Source organism: Winogradskyella sp., assembly GCF_965656915.1.
GTDB lineage: Bacteria > Bacteroidota > Bacteroidia > Flavobacteriales > Flavobacteriaceae > Winogradskyella.
This window is the reverse complement of the sequence record NZ_CBFHMI010000005.1, coordinates 65,411-86,255: the sequence shown is the minus strand read 5'-3', so window position 1 is coordinate 86,255 and position 20,845 is coordinate 65,411. Positions and strand designations below refer to the sequence as shown.

Annotated in this window: 21 protein-coding genes and 1 pseudogene; 18 read left to right on the top strand and 4 right to left on the bottom strand. The window is 32.8% G+C overall.

The features are described 5' to 3' along the window. Positions 1-99: 99 nt before the first annotated feature. Both ACTG3Y_RS03205 and ACTG3Y_RS03200 read left to right on the top strand, forming a co-directional pair. On the top strand, positions 100-633 hold the full coding sequence (locus tag ACTG3Y_RS03205; protein ID WP_439151480.1) for an RNA polymerase sigma factor: 534 nt from the start codon (positions 100-102) through the stop codon (positions 631-633). Between the two features lie 11 nt (positions 634-644). Continuing rightward, positions 645-1,433, top strand: a complete 789-nt coding sequence (locus ACTG3Y_RS03200) for an RNA polymerase subunit sigma-70 (RefSeq protein ID WP_439151479.1) — start codon at positions 645-647, stop codon at positions 1,431-1,433. 75 nt (positions 1,434-1,508) lie between these two features. Here the strand turns inward: ACTG3Y_RS03200 and aqpZ are convergent. Beyond that, a pseudogene (gene aqpZ / locus ACTG3Y_RS03195) lies at positions 1,509-2,194 on the bottom strand (aquaporin Z). A gap of 122 nt (positions 2,195-2,316) precedes the next feature. On the opposite strand from aqpZ, the gene ACTG3Y_RS03190 reads away from it, so the two are divergent. From ACTG3Y_RS03190 to ACTG3Y_RS03160, 7 genes are all read left to right on the top strand, one after another. Beyond that, positions 2,317-2,520, top strand: coding sequence for a membrane or secreted protein (locus tag ACTG3Y_RS03190; RefSeq protein ID WP_439151478.1), 204 nt, complete (start codon positions 2,317-2,319; stop codon positions 2,518-2,520). 81 nt (positions 2,521-2,601) lie between these two features. After that, positions 2,602-3,639: a glycosyltransferase gene (locus ACTG3Y_RS03185; protein WP_439151477.1), complete on the top strand. Its 1,038-nt coding sequence runs from the start codon at positions 2,602-2,604 to the stop codon at positions 3,637-3,639. Then, the gene (locus ACTG3Y_RS03180; protein WP_439151476.1) at positions 3,630-4,190 is read left to right on the top strand and encodes an RNA polymerase sigma factor; all 561 of its coding nucleotides are present in this window, start codon (positions 3,630-3,632) and stop codon (positions 4,188-4,190) included. Before ACTG3Y_RS03185 ends, ACTG3Y_RS03180 begins: the two co-directional genes overlap by 10 nt. Continuing rightward, the gene (locus ACTG3Y_RS03175; protein ID WP_439151475.1) at positions 4,187-5,434 is read left to right on the top strand and encodes an NRAMP family divalent metal transporter; all 1,248 of its coding nucleotides are present in this window, start codon (positions 4,187-4,189) and stop codon (positions 5,432-5,434) included. The genes ACTG3Y_RS03180 and ACTG3Y_RS03175 overlap by 4 nt, the downstream gene beginning before the upstream one ends. A 50-nt stretch (positions 5,435-5,484) precedes the next feature. Next, positions 5,485-6,357, top strand: coding sequence for a lipoyl synthase (lipA, locus tag ACTG3Y_RS03170; protein WP_439151474.1), 873 nt, complete (start codon positions 5,485-5,487; stop codon positions 6,355-6,357). Beyond that, complete coding sequence (gene gap, locus ACTG3Y_RS03165; RefSeq protein ID WP_439151473.1) at positions 6,357-7,373, top strand: type I glyceraldehyde-3-phosphate dehydrogenase; 1,017 nt, start codon at positions 6,357-6,359, stop codon at positions 7,371-7,373. The genes lipA and gap overlap by 1 nt, the downstream gene beginning before the upstream one ends. A 29-nt stretch (positions 7,374-7,402) precedes the next feature. Further along, on the top strand, positions 7,403-9,640 hold the full coding sequence (locus ACTG3Y_RS03160) for an ATP-binding protein (protein WP_439151472.1): 2,238 nt from the start codon (positions 7,403-7,405) through the stop codon (positions 9,638-9,640). On the opposite strand, the gene lpxK is transcribed toward ACTG3Y_RS03160, so the two are convergent. Continuing rightward, a complete protein-coding gene (lpxK, locus tag ACTG3Y_RS03155) occupies positions 9,637-10,635 on the bottom strand; it encodes a tetraacyldisaccharide 4'-kinase (RefSeq protein ID WP_439151471.1) in 999 nt (332 codons plus the stop codon). The genes ACTG3Y_RS03160 and lpxK overlap by 4 nt on opposite strands. Positions 10,636-10,675: 40 nt before the next feature. Between lpxK and ACTG3Y_RS03150 the strand changes: the two genes are divergently transcribed. From ACTG3Y_RS03150 to msrA, 3 genes are all read left to right on the top strand, one after another. Continuing rightward, positions 10,676-11,770 carry a Nif3-like dinuclear metal center hexameric protein gene (locus ACTG3Y_RS03150; RefSeq protein WP_439151470.1) on the top strand — a complete coding sequence of 365 codons (1,095 nt, stop codon included), beginning with the start codon at positions 10,676-10,678 and terminating at the stop codon, positions 11,768-11,770. A 2-nt stretch (positions 11,771-11,772) separates the two neighbouring features. Further along, the gene (locus ACTG3Y_RS03145) at positions 11,773-12,558 is read left to right on the top strand and encodes a zinc ribbon domain-containing protein (RefSeq protein WP_439151469.1); all 786 of its coding nucleotides are present in this window, start codon (positions 11,773-11,775) and stop codon (positions 12,556-12,558) included. A 127-nt stretch (positions 12,559-12,685) separates the two neighbouring features. After that, a complete protein-coding gene (gene msrA, locus ACTG3Y_RS03140) occupies positions 12,686-13,348 on the top strand; it encodes a peptide-methionine (S)-S-oxide reductase MsrA (protein ID WP_439151468.1) in 663 nt (220 codons plus the stop codon). 31 nt (positions 13,349-13,379) lie between these two features. On the opposite strand, the gene ACTG3Y_RS03135 is transcribed toward msrA, so the two are convergent. Further along, complete coding sequence (locus tag ACTG3Y_RS03135; protein WP_439151467.1) at positions 13,380-14,180, bottom strand: class I SAM-dependent methyltransferase; 801 nt, start codon at positions 14,178-14,180, stop codon at positions 13,380-13,382. A 40-nt stretch (positions 14,181-14,220) separates the two neighbouring features. On the opposite strand from ACTG3Y_RS03135, the gene ACTG3Y_RS03130 reads away from it, so the two are divergent. Then, entirely contained in the window at positions 14,221-14,904 is a 684-nt protein-coding gene (locus tag ACTG3Y_RS03130; RefSeq protein ID WP_439151466.1) for a hypothetical protein, read from the top strand. Between the two features lie 142 nt (positions 14,905-15,046). Here ACTG3Y_RS03130 and ACTG3Y_RS03125 read toward each other — a convergent pair whose 3' ends face one another. Next, positions 15,047-15,466 (bottom strand): (4Fe-4S)-binding protein, encoded by a 420-nt coding sequence (locus ACTG3Y_RS03125; RefSeq protein WP_439151465.1) that lies wholly within the window; start codon positions 15,464-15,466, stop codon positions 15,047-15,049. Between the two features lie 108 nt (positions 15,467-15,574). On the opposite strand from ACTG3Y_RS03125, the gene kynU reads away from it, so the two are divergent. Genes kynU through ACTG3Y_RS03100 form a run of 5 tightly spaced genes read left to right on the top strand, consistent with a single transcriptional unit; the run spans position 15,575 to position 20,844 of the window. After that, positions 15,575-16,846: a kynureninase gene (gene kynU, locus ACTG3Y_RS03120; RefSeq protein WP_439151464.1), complete on the top strand. Its 1,272-nt coding sequence runs from the start codon at positions 15,575-15,577 to the stop codon at positions 16,844-16,846. After that, the gene (locus ACTG3Y_RS03115; protein ID WP_439151463.1) at positions 16,839-18,239 is read left to right on the top strand and encodes an FAD-dependent oxidoreductase; all 1,401 of its coding nucleotides are present in this window, start codon (positions 16,839-16,841) and stop codon (positions 18,237-18,239) included. Before kynU ends, ACTG3Y_RS03115 begins: the two co-directional genes overlap by 8 nt. A gap of 9 nt (positions 18,240-18,248) precedes the next feature. Beyond that, complete coding sequence (locus ACTG3Y_RS03110; RefSeq protein ID WP_439151462.1) at positions 18,249-18,653, top strand: RidA family protein; 405 nt, start codon at positions 18,249-18,251, stop codon at positions 18,651-18,653. Position 18,654: 1 nt separating this feature from the next. Beyond that, the gene (locus tag ACTG3Y_RS03105; RefSeq protein ID WP_439151461.1) at positions 18,655-19,392 is read left to right on the top strand and encodes a DUF6090 family protein; all 738 of its coding nucleotides are present in this window, start codon (positions 18,655-18,657) and stop codon (positions 19,390-19,392) included. 12 nt (positions 19,393-19,404) lie between these two features. After that, positions 19,405-20,844, top strand: coding sequence for an aldehyde dehydrogenase (locus ACTG3Y_RS03100; protein WP_439151488.1), 1,440 nt, complete (start codon positions 19,405-19,407; stop codon positions 20,842-20,844). Position 20,845: the final 1 nt, after the last annotated feature.

Sequence of the window (20,845 nt, the reverse complement as noted above, 5' to 3'; positions counted from 1 at the left end):
AGTATATCTTATTCACCGCTTAGAGTGTATTTAATTATATTTACGAATACAAATCCATTTTGGATGTTTTAAAAATCAAAAAAATCAGATTTTACCATTTTGAGTATAACACCAACCGAAAAGAAAATAATTGATTTATTACAGAAAGGAGATAAACGTGCGTTGAATCTGCTCTATGAAAACTATTCTAACAGTTTATATGGTGTTATTTTAAAAATTACTATTAATGAAGAAATTGCAGAAGATGCATTGCAAGAAACCTTTGTTAAGGTATGGAAAAATGCTTCAAAATACGATCCGGATAAAGCCAAATTATTTACCTGGTTATTTAGAATTGCCAGAAATACGGCAATAGATAAATTAAGAAGTTTTAATAATAGATATAGAAAAGAAGTCCAAATTGAAACTTCTAACGTATATATATTACCAACAATCAATTTAAACCAGGATGTCATGGATATTAGAGAGCATGTTGGACGACTAGAGGAAAAGTACAAAATTGTTTTGGAAACCCTGTTTTTTGAGGGTATGACACAACAGGAAGCAAGTGATGAATTAGGAATTCCGCTTGGTACAATTAAATCTAGATTAAAAATTGGATTAAGGGAACTTAAGAAAGTTTATGATCCATAAAAAGAATTAAGATGGAAATTAAATTACATAGCTTTTTAACTTCTAACCTACTCAACAAATATTTGGTAGGTGAAACTTCTATGAAAGAATCTAAAGAGGTTGAATATTTTATCGACAACTATCCAGAAGTTGCTTCTGCTTATGAAAAACTGCAAGATAATTTAGAAATTATCGCTAAGGCAGGTGCAGTAGATGTTCCAAATAATATTTTACAAGATATTTTAGAATCTTTAGAAGATAACAATGAAACTAAGGTAATACAACTAGTACAAAATAAACGTATTTCTTGGTATAGCTACGCAGCCACGGCAGCAGCAGTTCTATTTGCGGTATCTACATTCTTTTTATATCAGAAAAATCAAAATTTAGTAGACGAAAATAATGTTGTAGTAGAAGAAATATTTGATTTGAGGAGTGATATAGACAACAATAATTCTAAACTAGAAGAACTTTCTAGAGAATTAATGAAGTTAAACGATCCTGATGCTAAAAAGTATGTTATAAATGGTAATGAACGTGCAAAGAATCTAAAAACAGTAGCTTATATTAATCCAGTAGAGAAAACATCGATGATAGATGTAATTACTTTACCTAAATTACCAAAAGAACAACATTACGAGATCTGGGCAGAAATGCAAGATAGAATGGTTAACCTTGGAATATTAGATGAATCTAACCGTAAGTTAAAGCAGATACCATATGTAGAAGATGCATTAGCGCTAAGTATTAAAATTAGTACAAAAGGTGATTCAATTAATCAGAATAATGCGGCCGTTGCTGAAATATCTCTAAAAGATTAATAGTAATTCTCTTATCAAAAAATAAAAAAAAGAGGCACATAAATAAAATGCACCTCTTTTTTTATTAATCTAAATTCAACTTTTAGAAAATAATGTTTTATGAATGAATCCACCAACTACGGCACCAGCTATTGGTGCAACCCAAAATAACCATACCTGAGACATGTACGCGCCTTCAGCAAAAAAAGCCTGACTTAACGATCTTGCTGGATTAACAGAAGTGTTGGTCATTGGAATACTTATTAAATGAATTAAAGTTAGAGCCAATCCAATTGCAATTGGAGCAAATCCTTTTGGCGCTTTGGCATTAGTGCTACCAAAATTACTAAGAGGAAAAAAGCAGTTAATACAAATTAAGCTATTAAAGCTGACATTATTACTTAACCGTCTGGAGATAATTCCCCATATCCATTTGCAGCAAAACCTCCTACTCCATCAAATCCAGATTTCCCTGAAATAATTACATACAAAACACCTGCGACAACAATAGCTCCGATAACTTGAGCTATCATATAACCCGCTAAGTCTTTGCTTTTAAATGCACCACCAGTCCAAAGCCCTAATGATACAGCAGGATTAAAGTGTCCTCCAGAAATGTGACCCACGGCATATACCATTGTTAATACAGTAAGACCAAATACTAATGCCACACCTACAAATCCGATACCTAAATCTGGGATTCCAGCAGCAAAAATTGCACTACCACAACCACCAAAAACAAGCCAAAACGCTCCGAAGAACTCTGCGAATAATTTTTTCATAATTGATAAATTAATTAGTTAGTAATAATTATAAGACACAACATCAGAGAGTTAAGTCACACAAATAGAAGAGGCTAGAATAAAAGTAAAAGCATTATCTTTGCAGTAAATTTAAACATTAAATGAAACTTTTACTATTAACATTAGGATTATTAGCATTGGCAATAGCAGGTATAGCCATTAAAATCTGGGCTAAAAAAGATGGTAAATTTGCTGGCACATGCGCTAGTCAAAACCCTATGCTTAATCAAGAAGGTGAAGCCTGTGGGTTTTGTGGTAAGACTCCTGATCAGTTCGAAAACTGTAACGAACCTCAACATTCATAAGTTTTAATGTCTTTACAATCGATACTATTTTTTGCTTTTATAGCAGTTGTTAGTATTCAAACTCTCTATTATCTTAGTTTTTTGTTTTCATTTGCTCTTAAACGTGCAGATTTTAGATTAAAGAAAAGTATTTCTGTATCTGTAATTATTTGTGCCAAGAACGAATCTGAAAATTTAAAAATAAATCTTCCATTAATACTAAATCAAGACTACCCAAACTTTGAAGTCGTTTTGGTTAATGATAGTTCTTATGATGACACTTTAGATGTTATGAAAACATTTGCAGCTCAACATAAGAACGTTAAACTTGTTGATGTAAAAACAATTGAAACGTTTTGGGGAAATAAGAAATATGCACTAACCTTAGGGATTAAAGCGTCATCAAATGACTTTTTGGTGTTTACCGATGCAGATTGTAAACCGTATTCTAACAAGTGGCTAACACACATTTGTAGTAATTTTTCTAACAAAAAATCTATTGTGTTAGGATATGGAGCTTATGAGAAAAAATCATTATCGTTTTTAAATAAACTCATTCGCTTTGAAACATTGATGACCGCCATACAATATTTCTCTTTTGCCAATTTAGGCATTCCTTATATGGGAGTGGGCAGAAATATGGCTTACAGAAAGGAGCTTTTTTTTAATAATGCTGGTTTTCAAAATCATATGCATTTAAAATCTGGTGATGATGATTTATTTATTAATAAAGTCGCAACTAATATTAATACTGCTGCATGTTATACTAAGGATAGTTTTACTATTTCAAAGCCTAAAGAATCGTTTAAAGATTGGTTTTTACAAAAAAGACGACACATCAGTACAGCTAAATATTACCAATGGAAACATAAGTTTCTATTGGGCTTATTCTATTTTTCACAATTAATGTTTTGGTTTCTTTTAAGTATCTTACTATTAATAGGTTATCCATGGCTTTCGGTTATTATTCTAATTAGCATAAGATTTATCATTCAACTCTTGTGTCTTGGTTTTTTTGCCAAACAACTAGATGAAAGAGATCTTATTCTATTAGGACCCATTTTAGAATTATTTTTAATTCCTATACAATTAAGTATCTTTATTGCTAATTTGTTATCTAAGCCCAAACATTGGAAATAAAAGATGTAATTCAAAAAGCCAAAAAGAATGACCAAATAGCATTTAATACTCTTTTAGATACGTTTTGGAATGATGTTTATGCGTTTCAATTAAAGCGAACAGAAAATGAAAATGACGCTGAAGACATTACAATACAGACATTTTCTAAAGCTTTTGATAAAATAGATACTTACAAGGAAGATTATAAATTTAAAACTTGGCTCATTACAATTTCCAAGAATATTCATATTGATTTAGTTAGAAAGCGGAAGAAATCAATAAGAAACACATCAAAAGATAACGAAGAAAATTACTTTGAAATCATTGATGATTCACCTACTCCTGAAGATACAATTATTACTGAACAAAATCTAGCAAAGCTTTTAAGAGATATTAAAAAACTAAAACCTCATTATCAGGAGATAATTAATCTAAGATTTTTTCAAGAATTAAGTTATAAAGAAATTTCAGAAGAGCTTAATGAGCCTATCAATAACGTAAAAGTGAAATTACTTAGGGCTAAAAAATTACTCGCCGCAATTATTACTAAAACAATTATTACTAAAAAATGAATCTTTCTAACTTAAAAAAATTAGGACCAGGATTACTTTTTGCAGGTGCTGCAATAGGTGTATCTCATTTGGTACAATCTACTAGAGCAGGTGCAGATTTTGGCTTAGGCTTACTTTGGCCACTACTATTAGTTACTTTATTTAAATATCCATTCTTTCAATTTGGTCCTCGTTATGCATCTGCTACAGGTGAAAGTCTTTTAGAGGGTTATAATAAACTTGGTAAAAGTGTTTTGGGCATCTACTTTGTTCTAAATCTTGCCACAATGTTTACTATACAAACTGCTGTTACCATAGTTACTGCTGGTTTGGCAAATTCACTATTTGGAGACATAAGCTTTTTAAATTTTGGTTTTGAAGTTATTAGCAGTGTTGAGATATGGACCGTAATCATATTAATAATATGCTTGCTCATTCTTTTTCTTGGTAAATACAACACTTTAGACAAACTCATAAAAGTAATAATCATAGTGCTTACAATAAGCACCATATTAGCGGTTTACTTTGCTTTTACGGAATTTGAATCAAACCTTTCATTCACTCAAATTTGGCCTGAAAATTCAATAGAGATAGCCTTTTTAATTGCTTTTATGGGTTGGATGCCAGCCCCTTTAGATATTGGCGTTTGGCACTCCATCTGGACTATTGAAAAGAAAAAAAACGAAAAATCGTTTACACCAAAAACAGCATTATTAGATTTTAACATTGGTTATTTAGGTGCTATTGTATTAGGAATTTCATTTTTATGTTTAGGATACTTCGTAATGTATAATTCTGGTGAAACATTTAGTGATAAAGCTTCAGTCTTTTCTAATCAGCTTATAGATTTGTATACAAAAAGCCTGGGAAGCTGGGCCTATATTATTATAGGTATAGCTGCTTTTACCACCATGTTTAGTACAACAATAACCACTTTAGACGCGTCACCAAGAGCAATGTCAAAAAGTGTTGAATTACTGAGCAATACATCATTTAAAAAAAGTTATCTATTCTGGATCTTATTGTTAACCATTGGTACACTAATTATCTTTTTTGCTTTTGCGTCAGAAATGGGATTACTCATTAAAATAGCTACAATTTTATCATTTATTACAGCACCTTTCTATGCTATTATCAATTATAAATTGATATGCAGCAAGCACACTCCAAAAGATTGGAGACCTTCATTAAAACTCCATATATTATCATGGCTGGGTATTGTATTTTTAATTGGTTTTAGCTTATGGTATCTAACATTACTTTAAGTAATTTTAATTTTTTACTTCGTATCTTTGCTTCCTGAAATAGAAAATTTATGGAAACAAAAGTTGCTTCAAATATATTACCAGAACGTAAGCCTAAATGGCTACGTGTTAAACTGCCGACAGGAAAAAAATACACCGAACTAAGAAGTCTTGTAGATAAGTATAAACTTAATACTATTTGTACATCTGGAAGTTGTCCTAATATGGGAGAATGTTGGGGTGAAGGTACCGCGACTTTTATGATTCTTGGTAATGTCTGTACACGTTCTTGTGGATTTTGTGGTGTAAAAACAGGTCGACCGGAAGATGTAGATTGGGATGAACCAGAAAAAGTAGCACGTTCAATAAAAATAATGCAAATTAAACATGCCGTTTTAACGAGTGTAGATAGAGATGATTTAAAGGATATGGGTAGTATTATGTGGGCAGAAACAGTGAAAGCTGTAAGGCGAATGAACCCAGAAACTACTTTAGAAACACTGATACCAGATTTTCAAGGCATTGAAAAACACATCGATCGTATTATTGAAGTCGCGCCAGAAGTTGTCTCTCATAATATCGAAACTGTAAGACGATTAACCCGTGAAGTACGTATACAAGCTAAGTATGAGCGAAGCATGGAAGTATTAAAATATTTAAAGCAACAAGGTCAGCGTAGAACTAAGTCTGGCATAATGCTAGGTCTTGGGGAAGCGAGAGAAGAAGTCATACAAACACTGCATGATCTTAGAGAAAATGATGTTGACGTTGTAACTATTGGACAATATTTACAGCCTAGTAAAAAACATTTACCAGTAAAACGATTTATAAATCCTGATGAGTTTAAAGAATATGAAGAAATTGGTCTCGATTTAGGATTTAGACACGTAGAAAGTAGTGCTCTTGTAAGATCTTCTTACAAAGCTCAAAAGCATATTAACTAATGATTACAATCGCCATTAATGGTTTTGGCAGAATTGGTCGTCGTGTTTTTAGACTTGCACTCCAACATCCTCAAATACAAGTTATAGCAATTAATGATTTAGCAAATGCTAAAACGCTTAGTCATTTATTAAAATACGATAGTATCCATGGCGTCTTAGATGAAGCGGTTTCTCACAATAATGGCCATCTAATTGTAAACGGTATATCAATACCGCTTTACAATAAAGCTCACCCAAAAGACATAAATTGGTCACATTGCAAACCCGATTTTGTAATTGAATCTACTGGTAAGTTTAAATCTAGAGCAGAATTACAATACCATATAGATAATGGTGCAAAACAAGTAATCCTATCTGTACCATCAACGGAAGACAGCATTAAAACCATAGTACTAGGTGTTAATGACCATGTTATTGACGGTACTGAGTCAATAATTTCCAACGCATCTTGTACCACCAATAATGCTGCACCAATGATTGCGCTAATAAAAGAGCATTTTGGTATAAAACAAGCTTATATCACCACGATTCATTCTTATACGACAGACCAAAGTTTGCATGATCAACCACATAATGACTTAAGGCGCGCAAGAGCTGCTGGTCAATCAATAGTCCCTACAACAACAGGTGCTGCTAAGGCTTTAACAAAAATATTTCCAGATATTTCAGATGTTATTGGTGGATGTGGTATTAGAGTTCCTGTTGCTAATGGCTCATTAACAGATATTACCATTAATATAGAACAACATACTACAATACAAGAGGTGAATTCAATTTTTGAAAAAGCAGCCTCGACTGATTTAAGAGGCATATTAGAATATACTAAAGACCCTATTGTTTCTATAGATATTGTAGGTAACCCACACTCTTGTGTGTTTGATTCTTTGATGACTTCCGTTATCGGAAACATGGTAAAAATTGTCGGTTGGTACGATAATGAAACTGGATATAGCTCAAGAATTTTAGAATTAATTTGCAATTTATCGGATAAAAAAGCACTTTTGTCGAATAAATAATTATATTTGTTTAAATTAAGTTCGCTGAAATGTCCCGAATCAAATATTACATATTTGTTTTTTTAGCTAGTTTTTGCACTCTAATTGTCGCTCAACAACCACTAGAGGAAGATAAGGATGTACTCTCATTACGCCTAGAAAATCACATCGTTGAAGCAAAGCTTGAAAGCGATCGTGGCGACTATTATAATGCTAAAGACAACCTTGATAAAGCTCTGGCTATTGCTGAAAAAATTGATGATAAAACTAGTCAAGGAATAATCCATACAAAAATAGCTAAAGTTCAATTTCTTGTAAACAAACAGGATCAAGCTAATATATCGATTGCTACTGCAATAAAAATTCAACGAGAAAATGACGACTACCAGAATTTAGCTGTTACCTACAACATTAAAGGAGTAATGTTGAGTACCAGAGAAGATTATGAAAGTGCACTAGATTATTTTAAATCGTCTAAAAGTCTTTATGAACAAGAAGACTTAGAGGAATACATCTCTGAAGTTACACTAAACGAGGCAAAAGCTCTTATTCAACTACAACGTTATGAGGATGCTAAAGCACAATTAGAGCAAACCATTATAATTTCTAAGAAATACAATCAGAGAAGGCTTTTAAGTAGCGCATTAATAGAAAACAGTAAGGTATCAAGTGCCTTAGGAAATAATAACATAGCGCTATCTCAAGCCAAAGAAGGTTTATCTATAGCAGAATTCTATAATTTACCTGAAATCATTAATGGAGCCTATTTAATTTTAAGCGATGTATATAAAGAGAAAGGAGACTTTAAAAACTCTTATTTATATGTAAAAAATCATATGCATCTTTCAGATTCACTTTTAAATATCAAAAGAGAAAATCTGGTAACAGGTATCTCCAATCAATCTATAAATGAATATAAAGATGCTGAAAATGCCCAGTTAAAAAATCAAATGGATGAACTAAGTAAAGAGAGTAATTTTACAAGAATTACAACAATACTAAGCATTGCATTAATTACAATTTTATCTCTACTGACTCTATCCCTATACAAAAACAACAATATTAGACTTAAAACCAACAATATGCTTCATAAAAAAAATGATGAACTTATTGTTGCAAAAGAGAAAGCAGAATTAGCCTCTAAAACAAAAGCTAATTTCTTATCTACAGTGACTCACGAATTAAGAACACCACTTTATGCTGTTACAGGATTAACTAATATGTTGTTAGATGAAGATCCAAAAGAACATCAAATAGCGCATTTAAAATCATTAAAATTTTCAGGCGACTATTTATTAACTTTTATTAATGATATCCTACAGATCAATAAAATAGAAGCTAATAAAGTTGAACTAGACCCTGAAGTATTTAACCTTAAACACAAAATAGAAAATGTAGTTTCTGCACTCGGTAATTCTGCAAAGGATAATAGTACTAAATTACATTTTGACTATGAAGATGGTTTACCAGAAAATTTCAATGGTGACCAGTTAAAGATTTCCCAAATCTTAATTAACCTACTCGGTAATGCTATTAAATTCACAAAAGACGGAGACATCTGGGTAAGAGCTTACAAAATTGATCAGAAAGACAAATTGTACAGGCTTCGTTTTGAAATTGAAGATAATGGTATTGGAATTACAAAAGAAAAACAAGACCACATGTTTGAGAGTTTCTCTCAGGGCTCCGTACAAATTAATAGAAAGTATGGAGGAACAGGCCTTGGTTTATCAATTGTAAAAGGACTTATTCAAATTCTAGGAGGTAAAATTTACTTAAAGAGTGAGCTCGGCAAAGGCACTACATTCTTCTTCGAAATTCCTTTAGAATATGCTAAAGCACAAATACAACCAAAAGTAGTAGAAGTTAAAAAATCTAATAAGATGGAAGATTTGGATTTAAACAATGTAAAAATCTTAGTTGTAGAAGACAACAAGATTAACCAGATGATTACTAAAAAGATCTTGAATAAAATGGGTCTTTATTGTGATGTGGTAGATAATGGTGAAGATGCTGTAGAACAGGTAAAAGCTGTTAACTATGACATAGTGCTTATGGATATTCATATGCCTGGTATCAGTGGACTAGAAGCTACCAAAATCATCAGAACGTTTAATAAGGAAATGCCAATTTTTGCTTTAACTGCGGTTACTTTAGAAGATAAAATGCAGGAATTTGGTGAAGCTGGTTTTAATGATATTATCTCTAAACCGTTTAAGCAAGAAGATTTTGAAAAGAAACTGTTTACAGTATTATCTGGAGAGAAAGTAGTGTCTAGTTTCTTTTAAGCCACAAAATTCTCAATCATAGCTTTAAACTCAGCCTCTTTGTCTAATATTATTTTAATAGGTAAATAATATAGTTTCTCTTTCAAATCTTCATTTACAGATAATCTTACATAATCTTTTTCTGTAGTTAAAATCAAAGTTTTCGATTTGAAAATTTCAACATCTGATGATTTAAAACTATAATGATCAGGAAATTCTAAATGATCGAATTTTAATCCTAAACTACTCAAATAATTCACCATAGGTTTTGCATTTGCAATACCAGTAACCAAGGTAAATCTTGGTAAACTCTTTAATTCTAATTCTTTTTTTAGTGATTTTACGATTTCGGAATAATCAATAGTACTAAAGTAAACTTGTTGTGTATCTCTTATTCTTAATCGTTTGATAATATTCTCTTTTTCTTCTGCTTTCAGATTCTCAGGACACTTTGTAACCACAATAGCATGTGCGCGTTTTGCTCCACTTCTAGGCTCTCTTAAATTACCTGTAGGTAATACAATGTCGTTACAAAACAGTTGATTATATGCGGTTAACAGTATATTAAAACCAGCTTTTACTTTTCTATGCTGATAGGCATCATCAAGTAAAATGACTTCAGGCTTATCCTCTAAAGTCCTGAGCATCTTAATACCATTTTGTCTATTGGTATCAACAGCAACTTTAATGCCTTCAAACTTAGTATAAAATTGAAAAGGTTCATCACCTAAACTTTCTGCTGATGCCGTATCATCTGCTAAAATAAATCCTTCAGTATGTCGTTTATAACCTCTGCTTAAGGTTGCGACAGATTTACTATCTTTTAATAATCTTATAAGATATTCTATCATTGGAGATTTTCCCGTTCCTCCGGTACTTAAATTACCCACACAGATAACAGGAAAGTCGAAAGATTTTGAAGTTTTTAGTCCAACATCATACAACCAATTTCGCAACCAAGTCACCAGAAAATAAATAGGTGTAATTGGGAATAATATGATACGGATCAACTTCATGACTACGAAAATATATTATTTTTGAAACAAATAAGCACTTATGATAGTACAAGATGTAATTAATCACTTGCAAGAACTAGCACCACTAGCATATGCCGAAGACTTTGATAATGTAGGCCTTTTGGTAGGAGACAGAGATCAATCAGTTTCTGGAATCCTCGTAACGCTAGACACTTTAGAGTCGGTAATTGATGAAGCTTTGGATAATAACTGCAATCTTGTGGTTAGTTTTCATCCTATTATTTTTAAAGGACTTAAAAAATTAAATGGTAATACATATGTTGAGCGTGTTGTTATAAAAGCAATTCAAAATAATATCGCAATTTTTTCTATTCACACAGCTTTAGATAATGCTATTGAGGGTGTTAATTCAATTATCTGCGATCATTTAGGATTAAAAAACAAGCAAATTCTTATTCCGCAATCAGGTACAATAAAGAAGTTACAAACCCATGTACCTAAAGACAATGCTGAAACCTTGAGGCGGAGTTTGTTTAATGCCGGTGCTGGTAGTATTGGAAATTACGAATCTTGTAGTTTCAATGTAGATGGAGAAGGTACGTATTTAGGTAATGAAGATTCTAACCCAGTTATTGGACAAAAAGGACACTTACATACAGAAAATGAAACTGCAATATCAGTTACTTTTAAAAAGCATTTAGAATCAAAAGTATTAAAAGCTTTGTTTAAATCACATCCATATGAAGAAGTAGCTTACGAGATAACAACTTTAGAAAATAACAATCAGCATATTGGTATGGGAATGATTGGTGAATTAGACGAACCTATGGATGCAACTTCTTGTTTAGACTATATAAAAACTAAAATGAATGCTAGTTGCGTTAGACATTCCAAACTATTAGAAAAACCCATAAAACGAATCGCAGTTTTAGGAGGCTCTGGTAGTTTTGCAATTTCTGCGGCCAAGAAAGCGAATGCCGATTTGTTAGTAACGGCAGACCTAAAATATCATGATTTTTTCAGTGCCGAAAATCAAATCATTTTAGCAGATATTGGTCATTATGAAAGTGAACAGTTCACAAAATCGTTTTTAGTAGACTATCTCTCAAAAAAAATTACTAATTTTGCAATCATTTTATCAAAGACAAATACAAATCCGGTAAAGTATTTATAATTATGGCAAAAAAAGCTGAAGTTTCTGTTGAAGAGCGATTAAGAGCACTATATGATTTACAATTAATTGACTCAAGAGTAGACGAAATAAGAAATGTCAGAGGTGAGCTTCCTTTAGAAGTTAGAGATTTAGAAGACGAAGTTGAAGGACTTAACAAAAGAATGGACAAACTTAATGATAGCTTAGCTATTATTGATGATGAGATTAAAGGCAAAAAGAATCTCATTGAAGAAGCAAAAGCCTTAATCAAAAAATACAGTGAGCAACAAAACAATGTTAGAAATAACAGAGAATACAACTCATTGACTAAGGAAATTGAGTTTCAAGAATTAGAAATTCAATTGGCTGAAAAGCACATCAAAGAATTTGAAGTTCAGATTGAGCAGAAAAAAGAAGTTATTTCAGAAACTAAAGAGCGTTTAAAAGATCGTCAGGCACACCTTAAGCATAAGAAAGGTGAACTGAATGAGATTCTTAAGGAAACTGAAAAAGAAGAAGAGGCACTTCTTGGTAAATCTGCAGATTATCAAAAGAAAATTGATGAGCGTTTAGTAAATGCATATCACAGAATAAGAAATAACGTAAAGAATGGTTTAGCTGTTGTACCAATTGAACGTGGTGCTTCTGGTGGTTCTTTCTTTACAATTCCTCCGCAAGTGCAAGTTGAGATTGCTTCTCGTAAAAAAGTAATTACGGATGAACATAGTGGACGTATTTTAGTTGACGCTGCATTAGCAGAAGAAGAAAAAGCAAAAATGGATAAGTTATTTGCCAAACTAAGCAAATAAACTAGACTCTAAACATATTTAAAAGCCTTCACTAGTAGTGAAGGTTTTTTTATTTAATATAATTTTAAAATAATTCACTTTAAGGAATTGTAATTTTGTGCGTCTATAGAAGAAGAAACATTACATTATGAAAAATTTACTTTACATTTTAAGCCTTAGCTTGTTATTTAGCTGCCACAATCAAGCACAGGAAAACCCAAAACAACAAGAAGTAATAAATGCCGAGCCAATTGAGGTTCCGTTACAAGACGGCAAGGCAAGAGCCTATTTTGCAAGTGGATGTTTCTGGTGCGTTGAGGCTATCTACGAAAGCGTTAAAGGTGTAGACCAAGTTATAAGTGGTTATTCTGGTGGATTTACTGAAAATCCAACCTACGAGCAAAGTAACACAGGTAGAACTCGCCATGCAGAAGCAGTAGAAGTCATATACGACCCTGAAGTTGTGAGTTTCGCAACCTTGGTCGATGTGTACTTTGGTTCTCAAAACCCAACACAAGTCAATGGACAAGGTCCAGATCGAGGTTCTCAGTATAGATCAATTATTTTCTATCAAAATGATGAACAGAAAAAGATTATTGAAGTTAAAAAAGCAGCCTTGGCTAAAGAATTAGATGCCAAAATAGCGGCAGAAATATACCCTTTTCAAAAATTTTGGGTAGCAGAAGACTACCATCAGGATTATGAAAAACGTCATCCAAATCAAGGTTATATAAGAAATGTTTCAATACCAAGACTCAATCGGTTTAAAGCAAAGTTTCCTGATATTTTAAAGAAAGATGAACAACATTAATTACAGAGAGCCAATTTAAAAGATTGGCTTTTTATTTTTTAGACGCCTTTATTTCAAACAGCATAGGAAACAACTTATCTTTCATCTTATACATGTCGTTTTTTTGCTTTATTAATTCCGGAAAAACATCATAAGGGCTTTCATCGTATTCATTAAGGTATTCAATCTGCAATCCTGCTTCAATAAGTGCATTAACTACGTCGCTTAAACCATGATTCCAACCATATTCTTTACTAATCATTTTAGATTCATTATCCGCATAGGTTCCTTCATATTCGTCATATATGACTTCGTCTTGATTATAATGGTACTTCATTATAGGTTGACCATCTGCATAATCAAACATCCATAATATGGGATGAAACTCAACAATATAAAAAACACCTCCTTCTTTTAGTCGCTCAGAAATCATTTTTGCCCAAGGTTTTAAATCTGGTAACCAGCCAATAGTTCCATAGCTTGTGAAAACAATATCAAATTTCTCTTTAATATGTTGTGAAGTATCTAAGACGTTACAACACACAAATTCAGCGTTCAGCTTCAGTTCAGTATTCAGTTGTTTTGCTAATTTTATACCTTCGTCGCTTAAATCCACTCCAACAGTTTTGGCTCCCATTCTACTCCAACTCAAGGTATCCTGACCAAAATGACATTGTAAATGTAAAAGAGATTTTCCGTTCACATCTCCTAAAGCTTTTAACTCGTATGGCATCAATGAAGATTTCCCAGCTCTAAAAGCATCCATATTATACATCTTACTCTGTACATGTATAGCTACTTTTTTATTCCAAGTATTCTTATTTACCTTAAAATAATTAGTGTTGTCATCCATCGTTGGTTAATTTTGCATCAAAATTAAAATTTCTTTTAATATGAAATCATTATACCTAGGATTGATTTGTTTAATGCTGGTTTCGGCTTGTAAATCTGAAACCTCAGAAAAACAAACATTTGAAGATGTAAAAGAATTAACTATCGCAGAAAAAATAGCAATTGCCCACGGGTTTGAAAATTGGAAAAATGTTTCAGAAGTGAAGTTCACGTTTAAGGTAGATAGAGATACTATTAAAGGTGATGGTCGATCTTGGGTTTGGAAACCTAAAGAAGATGCGGTAGTTTTTACAAATTACACAGGATCTATTGAATACTCAAGAAGCAAAATAGACAGCACTCATATTGGACCAGACAGAGCTTTTATTAATGACAAATTTTGGCTGTTTGTCCCTTTTCAATTAGTTTGGGATAGGTCTGCCACAATATCTGAGCCTCAAAAAGCAAAATCACCAATTAATAAAGATCAACTAGATATGATAACCATAAGCTATCCTAATGAAGGAGGTTACACGCCTGGTGATGCTTATGATATTTATTATGATAGCAACTACTTAATCAAAGAATGGACCTATAGACGAGGTAATTCTGCAGAACCATCTTTATCTAATACCTTTGAAAACTATAAAGATTTTAACGGTATTAAAATTGCTATTGATCATAAAAAAGATAATGGTAACTGGAATTTAAACTTTACTAATGTTAGCATTACCTTGGAAGACTAAAAATCTGGCATTACTTTTGCATACTATAATGTAAGTTTCACGTCTGTCTATTAGACCAAAACGTATAGCTTACATTTTCCGCCTTATGGCGCCTATATATATCAAAGCACTTTAACTTACGAGCTAAAGTGCTTTTACTTTTTTAGCCTCTAAACTCTGCTTGTTCATGCGCTCCATCGCAATATGGTTTATTTTGCGAGGCACCACAACGACAAAATGCTGTTGTTCTCTTTTTTGTTTCTACGTTGCCGTTCATATCCGTTACGTGTAGTGTTCCATAAACTAAAAGTGGTCCATTTTCTAAAACTTCAACTTTAATCTCACTTGATTTTGCAGAGTCGACTTTAGTATTATTCATTTTGTAACTCAATGCACCAGATGGACATTTTTTAATCGTTTCAACCAATGCATCAGTAGAAGACGCATCAATTTTTATCCAAGGCCGTTCATTTGGCTGAAATACATTTGGTAAATTTTTTACGCATTTTGCCGAATAAATACATTTGTCTGCTTCCCAACCTACGGTGACTTCACCGTTATCATATTCTTTTATTTTTCCCATTTTTCAATTTCTTTTTTTTAAGATAACTAAAATAATTAAGGGTAAAAAACACCTTTATTCATATGCTTTAAATCCTTATTTTTGTTACAAATCGAAAAACACTTCACTTTGTCCGACTACAAACTTGGTCTAGAATACGCCAAAAAACAAGATACATTAGACGAATTAGCAAGTTACAGACAACAGTTTCATATCCCAAAAGACAAAAATGGAAATGAGCTCATTTATCTCTGTGGAAATTCGTTAGGCCTACAACCAAAGTCTACTAAAGTGTATATTAACCAAGAACTTGAAGATTGGGCAAATCTTGGTGTAGAAGGTCATACAGAAGCTAAAAATCCGTGGTTAGGTTATCACGAATTCTTAACTGAAAGTTCAGCTAAACTTGTAGGTGCTAAACCCATTGAAGTCGTGACGATGAATTCGTTAACGGCTAATCTTCATTTTATGATGGCTTCGTTTTATCAACCAACAAAAACACGTTATAAGATTCTTATTGAAAGTGATGCTTTTCCGTCAGACAAATACGCTGTAGAATCACAATTACGCCATCACGGGTATGATGACAAAGAAGGATTACTACTTTGGTCACCAAGAGAAAATGAAGAGTTATTACGATATGAAGATTTAGAAAATCTTCTTGAAGCACATGGCAATGAAATTGCTTTAATAATGATTGGTGGAGTCAATTACTACACAGGTCAATTCTTCGACTTAAAACATACTGCAGAATTAGGGCATAGTTATGGTTGTATGGTTGGATTTGATTGTGCTCATGGAGCAGGAAATGTCAATTTAGATTTACATAATTCGGGTGCTGACTTTGCGGTGTGGTGCACCTACAAATATTTAAACTCAGGACCTGGAAGTTTATCAGGTTGTTTTGTACATGAGCGTCATGCATATAATAAAGACTTAAATCGGTTTACAGGTTGGTGGAGCCATAATAAAGCAACACGTTTTAATATGCGTCATGAATTTGACGCCCTACCAGGAGCAGAAGGATGGCAATTAAGCAATCCACCAATTCTATCCATGGCAGCCATAAAAGCATCTTTAGATATGTTTAATGAAGTAGGCTTTGATAAGCTTTTAAAAAAGTCAAAAAGACTAACAAGTTATTTTGAATTCCTGCTAAAAGATTTAGGAGAAGGTGTCATACGAATCATCACACCATCTGATCCAGAAGAACGTGGTTGTCAATTATCTATTCAGGTTTTAAACGCTGACAAGTCCTTACACCAAAAACTGACAGAAGCTGGTGTAATTAGTGACTGGCGAGATCCCGATGTCATTAGATGTGCGCCTGTGCCTTTATACAATTCATATAAAGATGTTTATCTAATGGTTAAAAAAATGAAAGCTATTTTAAATGAGTAACAAACAACAAAATATATTAATTATCGGAGCAGGACTCTGCGGAAGTTTACTAGCATTACGACTAGGACAACGTGGTTACAATGTCACAGTTTACGAAATGCGACCAGATTTACGAAAAACAGACATCTCAGCGGGACGATCTATCAATTTAGCATTTTCTGATCGCGGCAATAAAGCCATGAAAATGGTCGGTCTTGAAGATAAGGTAGAAAAACTATGCATACCCATGAATGGTCGTATGTTGCACGATAAAGAAGGAAACACCTTTTTATCTAATTATAGCGGACGAGAACATGAGTATATCAACTCTATTTCTCGCGAAGGATTAAACGCAATGTTGCTTGATGAAGCCGAAAAACACGAAAATGTTAAAATTCACTTTAGTAAAAAATGTCTGTCTGTGGATTTTGAAAATACAACAGCACATTTTCAGGATTATAAATCTAAAACAGAATTTATTGAAGATGCAGATTGTATCATAGCAACAGATGGAGCTGGTTCTGCATTACGACAAAGTTACTTTTTAGAGCGCAAATTTTTATTTAGTTTTTCACAACAATGGCTAACGCATGGGTATAAAGAATTAAGTATTCTTCCAAATAAAGACGGTAGTTATAAAACCTATAAAAATGCCTTACATATATGGCCAAGAGGTGACTTTATGGTCATTGCTTTACCAAATTTAGATGGTAGTTTTACCGTAACACTATTTCTGAGCTACGATGGAGGTGAATACAATTTTAATAATCTCACAACACCAGAAATCGTAGTTGAATTCTTTGAAAAAGAATTTCCAGATGCTTTAGAATTGATGCCAAATTTAGTAGACGACTTTTTTGAAAACCCAACAGCTCCTTTAGGAACCATTAAATGCTCGCCTTGGCATTATAAAGGTAATACATTATTGATGGGAGATTCTGCACATGCTATTGTGCCGTTTTATGGCCAAGGAATGAATGCCTCATTTGAAGACGTCGTAGAATTTGATGCCGTTTTAGAAAAGCATCAAGGTAACTGGGAAAACGTTTTTTCTGAATATGAAAAAACCAGAAAGAAAGATACAGACGCAATAGCAGACCTTGCTGTTGACAACTTTCACGAAATGAAAGATCATGTAGGGCAAGCCATATTTCAAGAAAAACGAAAAATTGAAATGGCTTTAGAAAAGGAATTCCCTAAACACTATTCTTCAAAATATAGTTTAGTTACCTTTAATGAACATATTGGTTACAGAGAAGCTATGTTAAGAGGAAGAGCACAAGATAAGGCAATTCTTAACATGCTTGCTGACGGCATTATTGAATCAACTGATGATATAAGAACACTATTAGATAAAGTTATAAAGGAAACCGATACCATTTTAGAAGACGATAAAATTGCAGGATTGCATTAAGAAAAATATATGAGCGAAAAAATTGTAACACCACGAGGAGCATATCCACATGTAAAACAAGTCGGTAATTTTATATTTGTTTCTGGTACAAGTTCACGAAGACCAGACAATAGCATTGCCGGAGTGGATATTATTGATGACATGGGCACTAAAAAGCTAAATGCCTACACCCAAACACAAGAAGTTTTAAAAAGTATAGATAAGAATTTGGCTAAAGTAGGAGCGACTTTAAAAGATGTGGTTGATGTTACCTCATTTTTAGTAAATATGAATGACTTTGCTGACTATAACAGAGCTTATGCGGAATTCTTTGAAAAAGAAACTGGTCCAACCAGAACAACAGTTGCTGTACACCAATTACCGCATCCTGATTTGGTAATAGAAATTAAGGTCATGGCTTATAAGAAATCTTAATTTGATTAAGTTTTTCCGCCATATCAGACAATCTTTACTAATTGAAAACAAAACGGGCAAGTACTTTAAATATGCTATTGGTGAGATTATCTTGGTTGTTATTGGAATTCTTATTGCTCTACAAATAAATACTTGGAATGAGAACAGAAAGGAAGATTTAGAAGAAAGTACTATACTTCAAAATCTTCATGATGAGTTTTCTGCAAATAAGAAACTATTAAAGAACACAAAACTAGAATCAAATACCGCTAAAGAAATTAGTTATAAAGTTTTGAGTCTTTTTGGTAAGCCCAAAGCGTATATTGTAAAAAACAACCCAGATAGTTTATTGTTTTTTGTTCTAGAGCCTGGAGAGTTTAGACCAAGTGAAAATACAGTAAATGATCTCATACAATCTGGCAGATTAAAATTACTCAAAAACAAGAAACTTAAAGACCAGCTTTATAAATGGCAAAGTGCGTTAAAGGATTTTGATGCTCAATATAAACGTGTAGAAATCAAGATAGATAAAGATATAATCCCTTATTTGAATAAAAATTACGCTTTAAAAGATATAGACAAATACGGTCCTTTAAATTGGAAAGAAGAATCAACTTTAAAAGTCAATAAGTATGATATATTTAATAATATTGAGTTCGAAAACATTTTAGACGATTATTTATATAGGATTATTAGTTGGGAAGAGAACATTGACAATATCGAAAAAATAATTGAAGAAATTTTAAAAGAAACGCGTTAAACTAAAGTTTTGATTATAATAAAAAACTACATCAACGGCAAATTCACTAACCCAATTAAAAAAAATTGGATAGATAACTATAATCCAGCAAATGGAGAAGTCTATGGGCAAATCCCTAATTCCTCAAAAGAGGATATAGAAAAAGCTTTTCAAAGTGCCAAGTCTGCCTTTATAAAGTGGTCACAAACTACTTTTGAAGAACGTAGTCGTATTCTCATTAAGATTTCTGAATTATTAGAAGAAAATTTACAACAGTTTACAGAAGCCGAAAGTTTAGATAATGGCAAACCGATTAGTTTGGCAAAAGCTGTTGATATACCGAGAGCGGCAAGTAACTTTAGGTTCTTTGGTAATGCCATAACACAATTTGCAAGTGAAAGTCATGAATCAGTTGGACAAAATGCCATTAACTATACCTTACGTCAACCCATAGGAGTTGTTGGCTGTATTTCACCTTGGAATCTTCCTCTTTACTTGTTTACCTGGAAAATTGCACCAGCACTTGCTGCAGGTAATTGCGTTGTTGCAAAACCCAGTGAAATCACACCAATGACAGCTTTTCTTTTAGGAGAACTATGTATTGAAGCTGGTTTACCCAAAGGCGTTTTAAACATTGTCCACGGACTGGGTACAACAGCTGGGCAAGCCATTATAGAGCATCCAGATATTAAAGCCATCAGTTTTACAGGTGGTACAGCAACAGGAGCACATATTGCGAGAGTTGCGGCACCAATGTTCAAGAAATTGTCTTTGGAATTAGGTGGTAAAAATCCAAATATCATTTTTGCAGATTGCGATTATGAGGATATGTTAGATACTACAGTGCGTTCTTCATTTGCCAATCAAGGTCAGATTTGTTTATGTGGAAGTCGAATTTTTGTAGAAGCTTCAATTTATAAAAAATTTAAAAATGATTTTGTTGCCAAAGTAAAAGCCTTAAAAGTTGGTCATCCTTCAGAAAAAGACACCAATATTGGAGCTTTAGTTTCAAAACCACATTTAGAAAAAGTTAAGGACTACATAAACATTGCCAAAGAAGAAAACGGTACCGTTTTATGTGGTGGCAATGAAGTTACTATTAAAGGTTATGAAAATGGCTATTATTTAGAGCCAACAGTCATTGAGGTGCTAAATGACGAATGCCGCGTTAACCAAGAAGAAATTTTTGGACCTGTAGTTACCATTATGTCTTTTAAAACTGAAGATGAAGTGCTACATCTGGCAAACAAAGTAAAGTATGGCTTATCAGCAACCATCTGGACAAATAACTTAAAGCGCACCATGCATATGAGTAATCAATTACAGGCTGGAATTGTTTGGGTAAATACCTGGATGATGCGCGATTTACGCACACCTTTTGGTGGTGTAAAAGCTTCTGGAGTTGGTCGCGAAGGTGGATTTGAAGCCTTACGTTTTTTTACAGAACCCAAAAATGTTTGTATAAAATATTAAA